We start from the raw sequence: 17,944 nt of genomic DNA, 5'->3' as shown, positions 1-17,944 counted from the left end.
AGTAATATTACAAAATTAACTCCTATTCTTATAGTAGATGCAATATCCTTTACATTTAATTTCCTTTTTGTTATCATATATGCGAACGAGATCAAATAAGGCAATTATTATTAACTGTTCATTGAAAATTTCATACCAAGAGGGAGAGGTTAAACATGAAAAGAAATCCGAAACACTCCAACTTACGTTACAGTGATGACTTTCTTAAGAGTTTAGAAAAGGATAAAGCTTTAAAGAGAGACCCAATCGCGTTTAGGAAGGTATTGAGCAATCTAGATACCTTAAACGATCATGGTACTAATCTAGAGTTCCATACAAGGGGAAGTTTAGAAAATCTACATAATGGGTGGTGGTCCCTTCGGATAATGTCCCAAAATAATTACTGGAGGATAATTTTTAGAAGGGCACAAGATGGTTATGGATTAGTAATAATGTTTTTAAAAAAAGATAACAAAATTTTAAAGAAACACTGGGACAAAGCAAAAAAAGTTGCTAAGGAAGAAGGATGGGTATAAACCCTCCTTCTTACCCCGATTTTTAGTAACTCCTCTTATGGTAATGAAATTAGAAAATGAACAGAAAAGTTAAATAAAAACTAAAATGTAAAGGAGGTAAACTCAGAAAGAAGGGATTAAAAATCTATTTATATAACATACTGAGGAGGAATGAACCATTCAATTTTGTAGTAAATCATTAAAAAATTATATACACCCTATATTACATTATAGAAGATATAATGAAATTTACTGTTAAAGGAATGATAAAAATGAATCAGACTCTAAAAAGGGGAGAATGTATGGAAAACCGAAAGGATACGGAGACATTTTCTTTCTCTGATATCGTCCCAATTCCTGTGGAGTATACAGTAATCGATCAACCTAAACGTCATATTGCTAATATGATTAAAGATTCTATAGATAAGAACGGATTAACAGTAAGGAAATTGGGGGAGAAAATAGACGGAATGAGTTATTCACAAATATCTAGAGTTACCACAAAACAAAATTATAATATAGATACATTATTAAAAATTTTAGATGCGTTAGATTTAGAAATTCAAATAAAATATAGAAACCCTAAATAGATAAAATTTATAGAAAAGAATAATTTTCAGGTACAAAATTTAAATTTTATAGATAAAAATCTTTATGACTTTATTTTAGTAACAGGAAAATTTTAGTATTATTTTAAGAATTAATTACTAAGTTTAACTAAAATTCAGATGTTAAATTAAACTATTTTGAAAAATATTGATTAAAGAATGTCATCAATCTGGTGACATTCTTTTTTGAAAATTAAGAATTAATTAACCCTAAGAATTTTTATCTTTCCAAGATAAAAGAGAATTATTTTAAATTAAATAAAAAAAGACGAGAAATTTACCTTCTCCTCAATTTTGATTAATGATATTCTTGTATGCTATCGCCATCAGCTTCCATATTTTCAATCATCTCTGGTTTTATTTTAATTGCTTCATTCCGATCTTTTACTATATTTTCTATTGAACGTTTAAAATTTAAGATTAAATGTTCTAGTTGTTCTTCACGGATAGTGTAAAGAGTAATCTGGTCCTCTATCATAAGAATAGGGTGTTTAACGTCACCACGCGAGTTTAAAAAATCCATTTATTATATCCTAATCATCTCTATTCTTCCTTTAACCCCTTTTTTATTCCTGTAATAACATATATTGTAAATGTTTTTGTTATGTTACAATTTAATTTAAAAAGAAAAATTAATGGAGTAATGCCTTTGAATTATCAATAGATTAGAGGATATTCCTGATGCTAAAGCGTTACTTGAGGTTTCATATCGAACCAAAATATTATTAAAACCAGAGGCACTGCCCTTTTAAAACTAAATAAAATAATTGTGAAGGGATCAAATTTTCCTTATGATGCTACTGCAACCTGGTATACGACAGAAGCACAGGGTTTAGAATAGGGGAAACACCAATGACAACAGTAACATATCAGAGAGGATGGGAGGGCTGAGGCTACTCCAGATTTAATTTTTGACAATCCTTTTACCCTAGACGTGAACAAAGAATACTTCATAGGTATATATAAAGATGCACAAGGAACCTTATTAAGAGAAAGTTATTTTAAAAAATCGTGAACAAGGCTTTCCGGAATCTCAAATCCGTCACACTCAGAGTCTTCAAACTCTCGGTGGAAGTAACTCTTTTTATAGGATACGACTGCTAGTGTTCAGGGGCTAAATATACTTTTTACTGGGTCAAAAAATATCCAAATTGACGACACATACCCATTAGAAGGAAGTAGTGTTAGGTTTTCTAAATATCGTGGATTGTTGAAATATTACCTAATAAATAGAATTGGAAAGTGTTTGATAATGAATTATTTTCCCAACCTGAAATTGAATACTTTGAATACAGAAATGGTGATATATTATACTATCGTAATATTCATGTTAGAAAAGGATTGGGTAGAGAAATAGATATGCCAACTAATGTAAATTATTATGATTTATATAAGGAAAATGGTGGTTTTCTAGCTTCTTTCAGATACCATTTTGAGGGTTCAAATAGTGGAGATATTGCTCCAGTTACAAGAATTAATTATAAGCTAAGGTTTGAAAACAATTATCAAAACCCAAACTCAACTTACACAGCATACTAATTGTTTATTAGATAGTGTATCTCATCTGTAGAATGAGCTCTTGAAAAAGGTAGGGAACTAAAATGAAATCGAAAATCGTAAAAATTGGATTATCAGTATTGCTTGTCTTTTCACTTATACTGATTGTTATCTTTTATAAACAAGTAAAGACAGATCAAAAGTTCCTAAACGATATTTATCTTGAATTCTTAAGCAATGAATTTAGTATAGCAAGGAATTTAAACATACTGGTTGATCTTGTTGATCACCAGCAAGGAAAAGATTATAATCAGGCATTAAGAAATGTAAAAAGAGCAGCTGAGATAAATTCTTATTTTATGTATCAAATAAATATTGACGGAAATATGATATCTATTGTTGAAAATACCAGTAACATGATTTTTTCTTTTTATGAAAAATCGTTATCTGACCAATTAACTGAAGAAGACATTTAAGAGTTGGATGAACTAAATAGTCAATATCAACTTTTTATAGAGGAAAGTGAAGTTTTAAACTTTTCTACTTTGACAGTTTCAGATATACAAAAAGAATTATCTATAAGAGCTAAGCTAGTAACTGAAGATGGTTATCTAGATGAAAATTAGAGTAAAAAAAAATAGGAGTGAAAAAGAAAAGAACCTTACAACTTAGTGGCTTTCCAATAAGTCGATAATCCTGCTATTGGATGCTCCTTTATATGTTTTAGAAACTGTGATATCAACAACCTGATTTTAAATTGCACACAAAATTACTCTTTTCGGATATCCTCATGATTATTAATGAGATTAAGGGCTGATTACAGTCCTTTTAATCTACTCATTAATCATTTATGTTAATTAAATCACTTACCTCAAGTAATTATTTAGACTTTAATAAAAAGGCTACTGATACAATAATATAAAACCAGGCAAGCAAAGAAACTACTAATGATATTACAATTTCAATAACTACTGATGAAAACTTTAAAACGAATAAAGAAAATAAAAATGAAAGAAGAAATATAATGCAGGTTATTATAAAATTTACCGATAAACGTTTTCCGAATTTAAGTAGTAATAAAGATGGGATTGCGAAAAATGTCATATAATATGACATTAAAAATATTGGCATAACGATATCTGTGAACAATGGAAATTCGTTATCTCTATAATCAGGCCAATATCTGTATAAGATAGCTATCGATATTATTATTGAGAAAAATATCCAAATTATGAATCTCATATTTTTACTCCTAAAATATTATAATCTATTAAACCAAACCAACCTATGGCTTGGTTTGGTTTAATAGAAAACCTTTAATTCTAAAATCCACCATAGAATGAATACTTTGTTGAACCATTAATTAATATGTGTACCAATCATTCTTCCAAACTAATTCATAACTTGAACTTACTACATCATCTTCATCAAGTATGAGTTGATTGACGTCCTCATCTTTAGCATTTGCAAAGGCAAATTTATAACCGATTGTAGGATAGTCGTCACCATATTCTCTTCCATAGTGGTTATTAGTAAAGTCCATTATATTTGAATCTTCAAAATATCCTTTGAAAAAGCTTAAATCGTCCTCACAAAATTGTATCATGAAATACTTAAGATCATCTATATATAGTGTTGCATCAATAAAAGATTTGTTCGCAGCGTCAGATTCAGAATAGCCGTCAGCAATATATTCATTATAGCGATTTGTATAATAATTTCCAATTGCGTCAATCATTTGAATACCCCATTCATGATTAATTGTCGCAGTTCTAGCTTCAGATTTCCCAACATTTACAGTAGATAAATAATTCCAACTAAAATGTCTGAAAGCATCCCTTAGCATTGTATTACTACTATAATCAATCGCAGCATCTCTAGCCTCATTAGCATAAGTATACCCAATATCAAAGATGTCTGTTTCTGATAAGCCTTCATCCAAATCAAGTATTCCCTCAATATAGTTTCCTTGTCTTAATTCATTCAAATATTCACTATAATCATCATTAGCTGCCATTTTCAGACTTTTATATTCTAGCGATTCAGAACCTGTTGCAAATTTATCTTTTTCCTTTTTAATTTTTTCTTTGACCCTTTTCATTTTTTCTATTTTTTCTTTCGCTTCTTCTCTATCTTCATTTTTTAAAGTGTTTTGATTGTATTCATCTTCAAATTCTTTTATTATTTTATTTATGTTCTCTTTACTCATTGGTGTACTATTTTCATTTGCAAGTGTATTCAGGTTAGTTAAAGATCCCATTATCATAAGAACTGTTATCAGAGCGATAGATATTTTTTTCATAAATATATTTTTCTCCTTTTCGTTGGAAAGTGTTATTATTTTATGTCCGGGGAGTTCCTAATAAAATCGGTTTAAATCCCATTTTATTCCATTGTTCGTACATATTAACAATATATTAATAATATTAAAGTTTTTGTAGAACAATTATTGTTTTATTATGAATAAAAAGAAATAGATTGGTTATTCAGATTCATCACCAAAATTAAAGATGTTAACGCAAACTAGCACTTAAAGGTACTTGTGAGGATACATCGAAATCATCACCATAGGATGAATATCTACTGAATTCTGAAGAAATTGAACTATCCCATTTTTTATAAATAGAGCCTGACGCATTAGCTCTTAGTTGGACATTAGAGAAACTAGCTTCGCTGAAAGAATTGCTCCCATCATCTTCAACACCCATCACCATCTTCACTTGTTCATATTGAGCTAAACCATCATAAATAGGGCGATTTTCATATTTTACTCCAGCCTCATTCTCATATACCTTACCATTCACATACATAGTGAGGGTATTGTCCCCATTATTAACCAATTTCAAGTTCACTGTATCCCCGTCTTCAATAGATGAATCATATGAAGAAATCCAATATTTATCATTGCTTCCAGATTCTTTATATCCAGTGTTACAGAATACTTTGTAACCACTTGGTGTCTTTGAAATTCCTGCCTCAACCTTGGCTGCACCTATACCTAAATACCAGTTAACATAACCTGTTTTGACATCAGCATTACTAGGAAGTTTGATGTCAGCTGTTATACCTGAGTAACTTTTGTTATTGGTAATGACTTTTACAGCCCCTTCAGATGCAGCAAAACTTGTCCCAGAAAACATTGTCATTACCATTAACAGCAAACCTACAAAAATTAAGAGTGTTTTCTTTCCTGATCTTACTACTGATTGAATCATATTTACCCCTCCTAAATTTTTTTAATACATATGTAAGACGAATAAAATCATTTTTTGTCGCACTTTTCCGAAAAAAAAGATAGAATAAATGTAGATATTGAAAAACAGACCATATATTACCACTGATATTATAGTTTTTAGTGGAAAAGAAGGTGGCGATACAATGTTTGTAGAAGATAAAACTAATGAAGTTCTTCATTTATACGATGTTTATAGTAATCGAGTTTTAAAGTTTATTTATATGATCACTAATGATTATCATAAAGCTGAAGACTTGACACATGATACGTTTCTTAAAGTAAGTAACTCATTGCACAAAATTAATAATAAGGAAAAAATAGAAACGTGGATTTTTCAAGTTGCGCATAACACAACCATCGATTATATAAGGAGAAACCAATTTAATATCCTTGAACATCTTAAATTACATGTACGTGAAAAAGAGGTTACCCCTTCAACAGAAAGCATTATGATCATTAATGAAAATTTTAAAGAATTGTATAATGCTCTACGCAAACTAAAACCCACTTACCGCGAAGTTATTGTTCTTAGAAAAATAGAAGAATTATCCATAAAAGAAACTGGTGAAATTTTAGGATGGTCTGACAGCAAGGTTAAGTCAACCTTATCTAGAGCACTGAAGGCATTACATAAAGAATTAACGGAAGGAGGGTTTGTATATGAGAAATTATCCTAAACAATATCAGTTTAATCAGTTTAAAAATCTGGATAAAAACATACATTGGGATTCACAAAAACAATTAGAGTTAAGACAAAAAATAGAGAAGAGTATTAATAAAGAAAGCAAAAAGGACAAACTAATATTTAAACTACTCCCTATGGCTGGAGTCGCTACTGCACTTTGTATTGTCGGTATATTGTTAGCCTCACAGTTTGAAGAAGACTTAATGAATCCAGGAAGTGCGTCTGCTCCTGTGGAGGAAATGGCTGAAGCTATATTTAGTGCGGAAGATATCCTTAATGACAGCTCTGCTTTGTATTACGTAAATATAGATGTTACTAAAGGATCCGAATGTAATTTTTATTTAAATAATATACATGGTAGTTACAACTATAAATATAAAGTTTATGCTCCTGATGGAAGGTTGGTTGGAGAATCTATAACTGCAGATACTCAAGAGAGATTATTTGCAGTTGATCTGAGTAAATATGGTTCAGGTATATATAAAATAAAGGTTTATACTCAAGCAGGTAACATTGGAGGGAAATATCAATTACGTGTAAGAAACTATTAGGTGAGATGAAAATCGTCCTGTAATAAATTGTAGGGGGAGAGAGTTTAGTAGATCGCTTAATTCAACTCAATGATTAGTAAAACTAATAATGATCTTCCGCAATCTGGTGCTTGTACGGCCGAGCTTAGGTCGTATCATAGAACGGGTAGGATTCCCGTCGAGTAAGAACTAGCTATTCACTCTTAGCGAGTCTTGGAGGACTAAAGGTAACTATAGTCTTTAAGCGTAGACAGTTAGGTGGCGGGCAGAAAGCCAAATGGTGAAGGGATTGAGCTCCATATCAGTTAATAAAACTCAAGTAATTATCTACAATATGGCGCTCATCTGAAATAATAGTATTTACTTACAAAAAGACCTTTCATTATAATTATATATTAGAGAATTAATGAATATAAGTTTTATATTGGGTAAAATGTTTTTTATAGGTAGCATATATTTGTTAGAGAGGTGCGAATAAGTTGAACAGCTGGCAACCTAATAAATTCAAATCTCAGGATAGATTTCAAATAGCTGAAGAAATTAACAATGAATTATTAAAGAAGTATAAAGATAATCTTATTTCAGTTGCAATTGAAGGTTCTACAGCAAAAGGAATGGATTGTCCAGAATCCGATTTAGAATTAAGAGTGATTGTAGTTGGTAGAGAAAGTGGTTGGTACCCGTTTTTTTATAAAGGAATGTTTGTGGGAATAAGTTTTAGTACTATAGATAAAATGAAGTCAAAAGCTAAGAATATTGATTATGAATGGTCAGTAAAAAGTGATTCTCTTTTTACATGTAAAATAATTTATGACCCAACCAATCTATATAAAATCTAAGAGAAATTGCAAAAGAAGTAGAAGATCAAGCTAATTTTAATATTTTTGTAAAAGATGCAATGGCCGACATGTTTGAACATGTATACAAAGTATTTACTTTAAAAAATACTGATACAATGATTGCTGCACAAGAAGCTAGGCTAATTGCTTATTGGGCAACAATTTGTGTGGGATTAAAAAATAAGCAAAAATATTTATCTGGTCGGACAATGTATAATGAGAGTTTCAAATTAAAGTCATTACCCAAGGGGTATGAACAGAATGTTTGCAGTTTATTATCTCTAAATACTGATGTCCAAAGTTTAAAAGATAGTGCAAGTGAATTATGGGTATCAACTCATAGCTGGGCAGATAAATTTGGCGTTAGACTTGAAGAAATAGATTTGGCTTTTTTGTGAATTTATGCTAGTAGATAAAGCAGAATTTCAATTTTCACATGCTGTTCTGTCATATAAGTGCTTAACAGGGTTTGTAGGACGGATTCTACCACAATATTATAGAAGCACTAATTCCTTCAACAAGCTGTGTCATTACTAATATTTTTAGAACTTCTACCTTTAGATAATTTAATAAATTCCACTATTGTTGAATAAGACTACAAATCAGTGTTTTTAAGAAGAGGACAAATTATCAGTTCTTTTTTTTTCGTGAGAATTTGTGATGATTTTTCTATTTAGGTCCATATCGTATTATAAGGTCATCCAGATTGATATTTTATCTGGTTGGCCTTCTTTTTATAGGCTATTCTTTAGGTAGTCGGAGTAGGATGTGAGGGCCAGTGGGACTTGATCCTGTCCGCAATACTGTCCACTTCCTACTAAAACCCTTGATATATCAAAGTTTTTTAGCTTTGAAATTTATTCGAATATACATGATATTATACAATGTTGAATTATAAAGGTTTTGAAGAGGGGTAATTTAATTATTTTCCGAATTTCTTGCATATAAAGTTTTTGTAACATGAGTTGTTAGTAAACACATGGTGAGTTGTGTTTACTAATTATCAACCGTTAACGTTACTCCACAATATGGCTCATGAATGGAATTCTATCTCGTCTAGCTTAAGAATCATAACAATTAAAATATGGACCAATCAGGTAACTGGTAGACCTCATAATACGATATGGAGCTTGGAACACCAGAAGTAGAAAATGATCGAACTTTTTTATAGAAATTCACATTAAAACTAGGGGAAGAATCCATTTTGATCAATCTTTATTCCAAACCAACAACTTTGCTTTACCATGCTCACATTAAATGGACAGGGGATACATACTTTATAAAGAGGATATTTCGTCACCTCTTACCATTAAAGCTCTACTCTAATACAGACTGTGTTTAAGTTTTTTTGAAAAATAGGGTATAACAAATTAACTTTAGGGAATTATAATTTTAGGGATTGTACTAATACTAAAAATTTACTTTATTTAATGTTTAACACAAGGGGCCGTTTTATATGTAGGTAATTCATGTCAATCTCCTTTGATGAAAGCTTTTCCGTGTTTAACAAGTGAACCTCCATCTCTTTGTAAAATGCACGGCCCCTTCTGTTAGAAATTATACATAAAGTAACGTTTTAAGTGAGGGGTCGTAACCTCCGCCTCGTCTAATTACGATCCCTCATTTAAGGCGTTGGTATTTTCTCCTTATCCAGCCCTGTTCATAATTGAACAGGGCTAATTTTCATAAAAAAAGAATATAAGAAAGTAATTATTACTTATCTTAAAAATATGGTGTGAGCTCCTATTGAAGGTGGCTTTTTTATTTTGAATTGAACTATATCTAGTACATAAAAGAAAAGATAATTTTGTCTGAGGGCTTCATAGCTACACAGAAAAGCACCCATGAATGAGTGCTTCAAGAATACAGCCAAATAACCGTTAAGGTGTAACGTTATTATGTGTAGAAACTCATTAATAACAGAATTATGGATAATTGCATATAATATACTAAAGCTTCACACCCATAATTTAATTTTCTATAATAAGAAAGAGGTTATATAATTATGCACAACAGTTTGATCTCGACGATACCATACCACGATATTCAAGAGCTAGGTCACGCTAGAAGTCAACGTTATCCATGGTACTCAATACATCCTCAAAATCAGTATACTTATCAACCGTACCCATGGTACTGGATGTATCCGTCAAAACATCATTATTATCAACCTTACCCATACTATCATCAACCAGAAATAAAACCACATTTTTTACCATTTCAGGTCCCACTTATACGAATTTTTTAAAGTTTACCTAGAGAAGTTTCCATCTCCATGTTTGTGAAGGATGAAGATGAATTTCGATTACTATTAGAAATTGAAATTCGAAGTTATATTAAACAAAATGATTATAGAGTCGATTAGTTTCAGTTCTTCAAAAAAAAAATTGAGTTTTTCTTTTTCATAATCAGGAATTTACTTTTGGGGTATATTGTAGATTAGCTCCCTTTGCCCCATATGTTATTATCCAGCGAATAGGCAAAACTCTAACGGCTAACAAGCCTAATAACAAAAAAACCTTAGATGAGTGTTTTAATAGCAACCTTTTTATAGAAAAATAACAATTTTTTCTTCTTCGATCAATCTGTCAATGATATTATTTATCTCAGTATCTATACGTTTTTCTTCCATCTCGTCTTTAATAAAATCTTTTAGTTCATTAAATCTTGGAATCTCTCTATCTTTTGCCATTCCTTTCAGTATTATATTTGCTCTTTAATTCATTTAAATTCTCTTTAATTTCAGAATTAGAAATTTGATAGCTCTTCTACTCAGCTTCTTTTTGAATATATTAGTTTTTTTTATAAGTATATTTGCTATGTTTTTTTTCTGTATTTGAGATATACTCAGATTTTTTTCCGTCAAATTGTAATAAAGTAAATAATTCATTAAGTTCTTTCCCTTTAATTTCTTTCTCATATACTGTTGCAATAATTTCTTCGTTATTTACTACCTCAAAAGTTTTAGGAACAGTATTATTTGAAGAAGTATATTCATTCGTAGTGTCTCCATTTGTACTCACTTATCACAATAAGGGATAGAACTAAACTAACAATTAATTTAAGGTTTTTCATTATTTGTAACCACCTTTATAAATTAAAATAGCAAGTCAAATGGCTCGCCATTATATAACATAATTACATATTCTCTTCTTTATTATGTTGCTGCTGTTTTTCCTATAACGTGGTCAAAAGTCTTCCACTCTTCCATAGTAACCACATTTCTTACAGCTACATCAAAATATCCCCAATAATTTCATCGTAACTTCATCAGCTTTATAAACATATTTATAAATTGAAAACTCATTTTTGGTTTATCATCATCTACAAATGCTGACCATGATATCGCAGTTCCTATAGCCTTCATTGCAATATCGAGTGCTTTATAAGAAGATATTCCAGGAATCCAAGCTATTAAAGCAAGTGCTAGAGCTGATTCGTTGGAAGTATCCCTTGGATTTCCATAGACTGTTTCTGTTTCTAAGTCATTAAAACTATGCCCTGGTTTCGCAGCAGATGCTGAGTACGGTGTAGGAATGCTAATAGCAACTAGTAACAGACATGTAATAATTGCTATTATTGTTACTAAACGCCTTGTGGAAGTAGGTAAAATTGTAGGGATAGACCTTCTTGATCATATTATTATATGTAACCCAAGATATTACTCTCTAAATGAAGAAATTGAGTTCGGCTGGACACCATTTGTCAGAAAAAGTAGTGCTCCACCTCATGACCTGTGCATATTCAATCTGTATAAATAAGAAACTACCTAATTTGGTAGGTAGACCAACGTGGTTTTGGACAATATACAATAATTAATAAGATGGATCAATTTGGTTGCCATCAGAAAGACCTACTAGATAAGGATATTACGATTAATACTTAGTAGCAACTCCGAATATTTAAATAAGATAATAAGTCTTTAAGATGTCTAATGACCTAGAAACAGTACCGTTATTCTGGTACATCCATCGTATTAGTCCCGATAACTAAGAGGGGAGAAGGCGTTTTCTTCATGAGACGGGACATATTGTGGAATAACAAATTTTTTGATTAAAGGATTTTATGGAGCCTTAAATTGAAGAAACAATAACCTCAATCGACTCAATACCCAATTAGTTGATTAGTACCCATAGGGCTTTTTATTTTGTTTATTTCATGGAGGTAAATATGTTGAAAATATTTCATCAAATAAAGGCAGTTTGTAGTTGCCGTATTAAGAATGGAGCGCCCCATAAGGTCGATACGGAAAAGGAAACCGTTCATCAATTGGTATAGAAATAAGCCATTCAAAAAGTGGTGGAGAACGTTATAGAAGAGCAGAGACATTAACAGTTAAGTTCGTTGCTAAACTGTTAAAAGAGCGTAATTGGGGAGTTGATAGAGTTAAAAAACATCAAGATTAGACAAATAAATACTGTCCTCATCGTATTTTAGGTGAAGGTCGATGGAATGTGTTTCTAAGAGCTATTGAAGCAGAATTAAAGCCAAAGTAAGAGAAAGTAAATATGAAATTGAAGAATTGACAATTCAAAGATTTACAAGCAGCCTACCAAAACGCATATGACTGAAACATTTTATAAAGCAATGAATGGGCAGAAAAAGCTAAAAGGAAAGAAATCACTCTCGATGAAGATTTTTAAATCCGGTTATTGTTGATAGAGCATTGAAATAACGCATACAAAAATACTCCCTTGTCGACACCAAATGATAAGGGAGTACATATTTTATATTCAGTGCGTAATGATGTGTAGTTATCTCCCTTCACAAAGTCTTGCTCTTTTACAGAGTGAGGCTTATCTATTTTGTCTTCTGACAACATTTTTGATTAAACGAGTATAAAAAGGGATTCTTAGGGAATTATAATTTTAGGGATTGTACTAATACTTTATTTAATGTTTAACACAAGGGGCCGTTTTACATATAGGTAACTCATGCCAATCTCCTTGCTGAAAGCTTTTCCGTGTTTAACAAGTGAACGTTCATCTCTTTGTAAAATGCACGGCCCCTTCTGTTAGAGATTATACATAACGTTTTAAGTGAGGGGTCGTAACCTCCGCCTCGTCTAATTACGATCCCTCATTTAAGGCGTTGATGGTATTTTCTCCTTATCCAGCCCTGTTCGTTATTGAACAGGGTTACATCTCACCTGAGCACGAATAGCTCAATAGTCGCCACTATCGAGCTAAGGTTATATCAATACCCTTAAGGTGTACGTATATTGATATATTTCCCTACAAGTTACGTTTGAACGTACGTAACTTATAATTCGTGATGCCTGCAAGAGACATGTATCTCGTCTTACACACAAATATATTTGGTATTATCTCATTATTTTATTCATTTGACGACTTAATAAGCATTTAGTTGCCGTAACCTTGATCAGTTAAAACCTTGGTATTGGATTCAAGGCTTATTAATTTTGCATTTATCCTTGGTAAGTAAGTGAAAAGATAATTTTGTCTGAGGGCGTACTAGCAACACAAAAAAGCACCCATAAATGAGTGCTTTAAACTAAATCAATTATAACAGCGTAACTATAATATTTGATGTAATCATAATAATTATACACTAATTTTAATCAACACAATGGACATTGAGGTTATTACGCATATTATAAATTGCCCACGCCAAGGAGTGTTATCGATACATCTTTATTTTTATTCGTCCCACCATATGTAACATGTTCCATTCTCCACTTTATCACATTTCCAATATTTTGAAAGGCCGTTATCACGTTGAACATATGCAGTTTGTGTGGCGTTGTCGTATGTTATAGTTGCGTCGGGAAATAACTCTCTTATTGGGACATACTCTCCTGCTGCACTAGCTGTAATATCCAACGTACCTATTAACAAACCCATGGATAAAATTGAAGAACTTAAATTTCCTCCTTAAATTTATATACATATGTAAGAGGAATGAAGTTGAAATCCGTTGCGCTTTTTTGTTGGAAAAGTTTAAAATTTCAACAATATGCGAAATCTTGTTACAGAAAACTAGCTTAACTGGAAAATAAGAAATAGGTAAAAAAGAAGGTTAACTCTTAATAACCTAGATAGAAATTGTAGTTATTCCTATGTTAGGATAATAACTGAGAGGTTTGCTAGACAAAAAAATAAAGTACCTCACCGGGAATGGTGAGATACTCCAATTGACATTGGATGATCAACTTTCGCTATCATCTTTCAGGTGGGTAAATTTTATTAAGAGAAATACCATCTGGAGCTGGATCACAGTTCTCACCGCCACTAGTACTACCTCCATCATCAGGAGGAGGCGGTGGATTATCTGCGCTAGTTGTACATAATCCCATCCCGAAAGTTAATGGAAAGGCTGCAACAAACATCATTAGTTTTTACCTCATGGACACACCCCTTTTTCCCATAAATAATGCTTGTGGCAACAATATTAATCCCGCAATCAGTGGACTCAAATTGCATTATTTCTTGGAGATAAATCGGAATAAATAGTATGACAGAATAAAGACTAATAGTGCTTGCAGCCAAAATAAGTAGACTTATTGTAAAAGACAAAACAGAGAGATCTAACAATGGATTTTTTACTCTGAATGGAATAATGCAGAATACAATTAACAAGATTATTCCGCTTACAATTATGTATTATCCCAAAGGGGAATTATCCACATTGGAATTTCCCATATTGGCACCAAATTTCTCAATTGTATCCACGACATTAATATTCCCAAATGTTGAATTCTTCAATTTTTACTTCCTATTGTAAATTTTTACACCTCTCTTCTTCATTGTACTTTTAATATTTTTAAATTCCTTACGCATTTTCCTTAATGATCCTTAAAAATAATTTACATAGGATGTGTGTAACTCTAAATCGGTATTTGATATAACTATTATATCTCTCTCCTTTACCTCTATAAGGGTAGTGATAATAACAATTGAATGCATTATATCCTTGTCTTAATCATTTGGACCGTATAGTGCTACATGTTATAATTTTTCAGACCTATTTTCGATAAACATACACCACAACTTTTATGGATTTCGTATAATATTATTAAATTCTTAAGAGCGTATGTTTGTAGATGTTATCATCTATTGAATCCAACTACCAAAAATAGCAAAATATACACCGAATCTTTTAAAAATATGAAAAAAATAGTAGGGTTAAAATAAAGTCATGATGTTTATAAAAAAGATGTGACGGTATTCTCCTTTTGATAAGGCTTTATCAAGACCTAGATTAAAGGACATTACATATTTTATGACTTATAATATGTAATGTCTTTTCTTATTCAAGAATTGGGCCGTATATTCCATTTTTTTAAAATATTTTAATATTACAAATCTTTATTTTTTGTTTCAAGCAACTTGCTGTAATTATTTAATATTAAACTTTAAAGAGATTCGTTATTAATAAAACATCCCAGCTACAGCAGCGCTTAAAAAATTCGCTAATGTTGCTGCAAAAAGTGCCTTAAATCCTAATTTTGCAATATCTGTTCTTCTCTTTGGAGCTATACTTCCTAATCCACCCAATAAAATTGCTATCACTGAAAAATTCGCAAATCCACATAAAGCGAAACTTAGGACTAATATGCTCTTGCCAGATAAATTTTCTAATTCAGCACCTAAAGCTGAAAACGCAACAAATTCATTGAGTACTAATTTTAATCCTAGAAACTGTCCAGATTGTACGGCTTCAGCCCAAGGTATACCAATAATAAATGCAATTGGAGAAAATAAATAACCAAAAATTTGTTCAATTGAAAGATTTACATTAAAAAACCCACCAATGTATCCAAGAATACCGTTCAATAAAGCAATTATAGCGATAAATGCTAACAGCATAGCTCCAATATTTAATGCAAGTTTCAAACCATCAGAAGCTCCTTTTGCAGCTGCATCAATGACATTTACTGGATCATCATCACCATCACCCTTGGTTGATAATACGACTTCCTCTTCCTCTTTTGTACTCATGTTTTCAGGAAAAATTATTTTTGCCATTAACAGTGAAGCAGGCGCAGACATGAATGAAGCTGCTATGAGATACTCTAGGGGGACACCGAGCAAACTATACCCTAACAAAACTGAGCCAGCGACTGAAGATAAGCCGGCTACCATAACAGCAAACAACTCAGATTGTGTTAGTCTATTAATATAAGGGCGTATTACTAGAGGAGCTTCTGTACAACCTACAAAAATATTGGACGTAGCAGTTATAGACTCAACTTTAGATGTTCCAAGGATTCTTTGGATAAAGCCGCCAATAATTTTAATAATATATTGCATTACACCAAAATAATATAAAATAGAGATTAAAGAGGAGAAGAATATTATCGTAGTTAACACTTGAAATGCAAATATAAATCCAACACCCTCTATTTCAAAAATGCCTCCAAAAAGAAAGTTAACTCCTTCATTTGCATAACTTAATAAGTTCACCATATATCCAGAAATGGATGTCAATACTTTATTTCCTAAGCTCCATTTTAAAACGATGAATGCAAACAACACATGAATGATTAAGCCACCTATTACTACACGCTTATTGATTTTCTGTTTATTGTTTGAAAATAGATAAGCTGTTAATAGAATGGTAAATATACCAAATCCTCCCCATAATATGTTCATTAATTTTCCTCCTTATTTTTTTTTAATATAAATGTTAATGGAACACATAAGATTATAATTAAAGCTACTACTTGAAGTGTTCCAGACAAAGCATGAATTTTAGTATTTACATGATCTTGTGGATTACCTGGATAGGGAGTGATTTTAAATTCATAGTATATAGTTAACAGTAATACGGAGAATACTTTCACTAATTGTCTCCATAAGTTATTTATAGTAGATCCTGCTGTTAATAATTTGCTACTAAGAGAATTTAACCCCAGAGTTGTTGCTGGTGTATTAATAAGTCCATTGCAAAAACCTTGGATGATAAGTATCACCACTACTGTTACTAATGAGTAAGTCGTTAAACTATAGCTCAACACATAGGTAACGACACTTAAAGATAGTAATCCCGTTAACAAAACTACCTTTGGCCCTTTCAAATCTAGAAGCTTACCACCGATCGTCATTGAAATTCCCATAAATAATGCTTGTGGCAACAATATTAATCCGGCAATCAGTGGACTCAATTGCATTATTTCTTGGAGATAAATCGGAATAAATAGTATGACAGAATAAAGACTAATAGTGCTTGCAGCCAAAATAAGTAGACTTATTGTAAAAGACAAATTTTTAAAAACAGAGAGATCTAACAATGGATTTTTTACTCTGAATTGAATAATGCAGAATACAATTAACAAGATTATACCGCTTACAATTATGTAATATCCCAAAGGGGAATTATTCACATTGGAATTCCCCATATTGGCACCAACTAATATACAAATCAATGAAAGAGTTAGAAAAGTATACCCCAATACATCAAATTTAGTGCTTTTCATAATTTTCTCTTTTTCATTAGGTATATAAAGAAAAGAGAAAACAATAGTTAGTGTAATAATTGGTAGATTAATAAAAAATAGACCTTGCCAAAGGTTAATATTTAAAAACGAACCACTAATTGTTGGACCTATAGTAGGTGCTATCATTCCAACAACACCCCAAATACCCATAATAAATCCTCTTTTTGCACTTGGGAAATATTTAAATATAAAAACCATTGTTAATGGCATGATTAAACCTGCACCAAACCCTTGTATACTTCGAAAGAAAATTAAGGAATAGAGATCCCATGAAAATGACCCTGCAATTGAACCAAATGTGAATATAAATGAACCGGTAAGATATAATGGCCTATCTCCCATTTTTTTCTGAAGATAACCAATTAAAGGCATTGTAATAGCCATAGCTAGGGGAAAAGCTGTTATGATCCATTGTCCAGTAACTGTATTAATTTTATAAAGATTGGTGAAATAAGGGAGGGCTACATTCATTAAACTCCCGTTAAATAATACTGCAAAAGCTCCTGACAATGAAGCTAATAATATTCCCCATGTAACAAAAAATCTTTTAAATTTCATAAACTTCTCCTATACATTTTTTAACAAAGATTTACAAA

General features: G+C 31.3%; 20 protein-coding genes and 1 pseudogene. 11 read left to right on the top strand and 10 right to left on the bottom strand.

Translation table 11 applies throughout. The features are described from left to right. Window positions 1-155: 155 nt before the first annotated feature. Entirely contained in the window at window positions 156-515 is a 360-nt protein-coding gene (locus V1503_RS24650; RefSeq protein WP_410629917.1) for a type II toxin-antitoxin system RelE/ParE family toxin, read from the top strand. Window positions 516-796: 281 nt separating this feature from the next. Beyond that, window positions 797-1,084 carry a helix-turn-helix domain-containing protein gene (locus V1503_RS24645; RefSeq protein ID WP_410629915.1) on the top strand — a complete coding sequence of 96 codons (288 nt, stop codon included), beginning with the start codon at window positions 797-799 and terminating at the stop codon, window positions 1,082-1,084. 316 nt (window positions 1,085-1,400) lie between these two features. On the opposite strand, the gene V1503_RS24640 is transcribed toward V1503_RS24645, so the two are convergent. Further along, window positions 1,401-1,625, bottom strand: coding sequence for a hypothetical protein (locus V1503_RS24640; RefSeq protein WP_410629913.1), 225 nt, complete (start codon window positions 1,623-1,625; stop codon window positions 1,401-1,403). Between the two features lie 719 nt (window positions 1,626-2,344). Here V1503_RS24640 and V1503_RS24635 point away from each other — a divergent pair. The 3 genes from V1503_RS24635 to V1503_RS24625 all read left to right on the top strand — a co-directional run bounded on the left by V1503_RS24635 (window position 2,345) and on the right by V1503_RS24625 (window position 3,225). Continuing rightward, window positions 2,345-2,641 carry a hypothetical protein gene (locus tag V1503_RS24635; protein ID WP_410629912.1) on the top strand — a complete coding sequence of 99 codons (297 nt, stop codon included), beginning with the start codon at window positions 2,345-2,347 and terminating at the stop codon, window positions 2,639-2,641. Window positions 2,642-2,703: 62 nt separating this feature from the next. Beyond that, a complete protein-coding gene (locus V1503_RS24630) occupies window positions 2,704-3,075 on the top strand; it encodes a hypothetical protein (RefSeq protein WP_410629911.1) in 372 nt (123 codons plus the stop codon). A 3-nt stretch (window positions 3,076-3,078) separates the two neighbouring features. After that, window positions 3,079-3,225, top strand: a complete 147-nt coding sequence (locus tag V1503_RS24625) for a hypothetical protein (protein WP_410629909.1) — start codon at window positions 3,079-3,081, stop codon at window positions 3,223-3,225. 253 nt (window positions 3,226-3,478) lie between these two features. On the opposite strand, the gene V1503_RS24620 is transcribed toward V1503_RS24625, so the two are convergent. The 3 genes from V1503_RS24620 to V1503_RS24610 form a co-directional block, all read right to left on the bottom strand. Continuing rightward, the gene (locus tag V1503_RS24620; RefSeq protein WP_410629907.1) at window positions 3,479-3,841 is read right to left on the bottom strand and encodes a hypothetical protein; all 363 of its coding nucleotides are present in this window, start codon (window positions 3,839-3,841) and stop codon (window positions 3,479-3,481) included. Window positions 3,842-3,962: 121 nt separating this feature from the next. Further along, window positions 3,963-4,901: a hypothetical protein gene (locus V1503_RS24615; protein ID WP_410629905.1), complete on the bottom strand. Its 939-nt coding sequence runs from the start codon at window positions 4,899-4,901 to the stop codon at window positions 3,963-3,965. Between the two features lie 211 nt (window positions 4,902-5,112). Beyond that, a complete protein-coding gene (locus V1503_RS24610) occupies window positions 5,113-5,811 on the bottom strand; it encodes a hypothetical protein (RefSeq protein WP_410629955.1) in 699 nt (232 codons plus the stop codon). A 166-nt stretch (window positions 5,812-5,977) separates the two neighbouring features. Here V1503_RS24610 and V1503_RS24605 point away from each other — a divergent pair, with 166 nt between their 5' ends. The 4 genes from V1503_RS24605 to V1503_RS24590 all read left to right on the top strand — a co-directional run bounded on the left by V1503_RS24605 (window position 5,978) and on the right by V1503_RS24590 (window position 8,286). Then, window positions 5,978-6,511: an RNA polymerase sigma factor gene (locus V1503_RS24605; RefSeq protein WP_410629903.1), complete on the top strand. Its 534-nt coding sequence runs from the start codon at window positions 5,978-5,980 to the stop codon at window positions 6,509-6,511. Then, entirely contained in the window at window positions 6,495-7,070 is a 576-nt protein-coding gene (locus tag V1503_RS24600; RefSeq protein WP_410629901.1) for a hypothetical protein, read from the top strand. Before V1503_RS24605 ends, V1503_RS24600 begins: the two co-directional genes overlap by 17 nt. 458 nt (window positions 7,071-7,528) lie before the next feature. Further along, window positions 7,529-7,888: a hypothetical protein gene (locus V1503_RS24595; RefSeq protein WP_410629899.1), complete on the top strand. Its 360-nt coding sequence runs from the start codon at window positions 7,529-7,531 to the stop codon at window positions 7,886-7,888. Window positions 7,889-7,893: 5 nt separating this feature from the next. Then, window positions 7,894-8,286: a kanamycin nucleotidyltransferase C-terminal domain-containing protein gene (locus tag V1503_RS24590; protein WP_410629953.1), complete on the top strand. Its 393-nt coding sequence runs from the start codon at window positions 7,894-7,896 to the stop codon at window positions 8,284-8,286. A gap of 1,665 nt (window positions 8,287-9,951) precedes the next feature. Here the strand turns inward: V1503_RS24590 and V1503_RS24585 are convergent. The 3 genes from V1503_RS24585 to V1503_RS24575 form a co-directional block, all read right to left on the bottom strand. Continuing rightward, window positions 9,952-10,107 carry a hypothetical protein gene (locus tag V1503_RS24585; RefSeq protein ID WP_410629897.1) on the bottom strand — a complete coding sequence of 52 codons (156 nt, stop codon included), beginning with the start codon at window positions 10,105-10,107 and terminating at the stop codon, window positions 9,952-9,954. Between the two features lie 329 nt (window positions 10,108-10,436). Then, window positions 10,437-10,580, bottom strand: a complete 144-nt coding sequence (locus tag V1503_RS24580; protein WP_410629896.1) for a hypothetical protein — start codon at window positions 10,578-10,580, stop codon at window positions 10,437-10,439. A 100-nt stretch (window positions 10,581-10,680) separates the two neighbouring features. Next, window positions 10,681-10,911: a hypothetical protein gene (locus V1503_RS24575; RefSeq protein WP_410629894.1), complete on the bottom strand. Its 231-nt coding sequence runs from the start codon at window positions 10,909-10,911 to the stop codon at window positions 10,681-10,683. A 513-nt stretch (window positions 10,912-11,424) separates the two neighbouring features. Here V1503_RS24575 and V1503_RS24570 point away from each other — a divergent pair. Together V1503_RS24570 and V1503_RS24565 are read left to right on the top strand one after the other, a co-directional pair. Beyond that, window positions 11,425-11,649, top strand: a complete 225-nt coding sequence (locus tag V1503_RS24570; protein ID WP_410629893.1) for a JAB domain-containing protein — start codon at window positions 11,425-11,427, stop codon at window positions 11,647-11,649. A 477-nt stretch (window positions 11,650-12,126) separates the two neighbouring features. Next, window positions 12,127-12,375: pseudogene (locus V1503_RS24565) on the top strand (N-acetylmuramoyl-L-alanine amidase); the annotation flags it as partial. A 1,694-nt stretch (window positions 12,376-14,069) separates the two neighbouring features. Here the strand turns inward: V1503_RS24565 and V1503_RS24560 are convergent. The 3 genes from V1503_RS24560 to V1503_RS24550 form a co-directional block, all read right to left on the bottom strand. After that, window positions 14,070-14,240: a hypothetical protein gene (locus tag V1503_RS24560; protein WP_410629891.1), complete on the bottom strand. Its 171-nt coding sequence runs from the start codon at window positions 14,238-14,240 to the stop codon at window positions 14,070-14,072. A 1,039-nt stretch (window positions 14,241-15,279) separates the two neighbouring features. Next, window positions 15,280-16,503, bottom strand: a complete 1,224-nt coding sequence (locus tag V1503_RS24555; protein WP_410629889.1) for a NupC/NupG family nucleoside CNT transporter — start codon at window positions 16,501-16,503, stop codon at window positions 15,280-15,282. Continuing rightward, window positions 16,503-17,906: a DHA2 family efflux MFS transporter permease subunit gene (locus tag V1503_RS24550; RefSeq protein ID WP_410629888.1), complete on the bottom strand. Its 1,404-nt coding sequence runs from the start codon at window positions 17,904-17,906 to the stop codon at window positions 16,503-16,505. The genes V1503_RS24555 and V1503_RS24550 overlap by 1 nt, the downstream gene beginning before the upstream one ends. Between the last annotated feature and the right edge of the window lie 38 nt (window positions 17,907-17,944).

This window comes from Nanhaiella sioensis (assembly GCF_046557775.1).
GTDB lineage: Bacteria > Bacillota > Bacilli > Bacillales > SM2101 > Nanhaiella > Nanhaiella sioensis.
Note: the sequence above shows the minus strand (reverse complement) of the source record. Positions and strands in the feature narration are given on the sequence as shown.

Bases quoted from the DNA above. Each gene is read 5' to 3' on its own strand.
- V1503_RS24650 (WP_410629917.1), top strand. From the start codon at position 156: ATGAAAAGAAATCCGAAACACTCCAACTTACGTTACAGTGATGACTTT.
- V1503_RS24615 (WP_410629905.1), bottom strand. From the start codon at position 4,901: ATGAAAAAAATATCTATCGCTCTGATAACAGTTCTTATGATAATGGGA.
- V1503_RS24580 (WP_410629896.1), bottom strand. From the start codon at position 10,580: ATGGCAAAAGATAGAGAGATTCCAAGATTTAATGAACTAAAAGATTTT.
- V1503_RS24600 (WP_410629901.1), top strand. From the start codon at position 6,495: ATGAGAAATTATCCTAAACAATATCAGTTTAATCAGTTTAAAAATCTG.
- V1503_RS24620 (WP_410629907.1), bottom strand. From the start codon at position 3,841: ATGAGATTCATAATTTGGATATTTTTCTCAATAATAATATCGATAGCT.
- V1503_RS24560 (WP_410629891.1), bottom strand. From the start codon at position 14,240: ATGATGTTTGTTGCAGCCTTTCCATTAACTTTCGGGATGGGATTATGT.
- V1503_RS24585 (WP_410629897.1), bottom strand. From the start codon at position 10,107: ATGGTAAAAAATGTGGTTTTATTTCTGGTTGATGATAGTATGGGTAAG.
- V1503_RS24570 (WP_410629893.1), top strand. From the start codon at position 11,425: ATGCTAATAGCAACTAGTAACAGACATGTAATAATTGCTATTATTGTT.
- V1503_RS24630 (WP_410629911.1), top strand. From the start codon at position 2,704: ATGAAATCGAAAATCGTAAAAATTGGATTATCAGTATTGCTTGTCTTT.
- V1503_RS24555 (WP_410629889.1), bottom strand. From the start codon at position 16,503: ATGAACATATTATGGGGAGGATTTGGTATATTTACCATTCTATTAACA.
- V1503_RS24550 (WP_410629888.1), bottom strand. From the start codon at position 17,906: ATGAAATTTAAAAGATTTTTTGTTACATGGGGAATATTATTAGCTTCA.
- V1503_RS24605 (WP_410629903.1), top strand. From the start codon at position 5,978: ATGTTTGTAGAAGATAAAACTAATGAAGTTCTTCATTTATACGATGTT.
- V1503_RS24645 (WP_410629915.1), top strand. From the start codon at position 797: ATGGAAAACCGAAAGGATACGGAGACATTTTCTTTCTCTGATATCGTC.
- V1503_RS24640 (WP_410629913.1), bottom strand. From the start codon at position 1,625: ATGGATTTTTTAAACTCGCGTGGTGACGTTAAACACCCTATTCTTATG.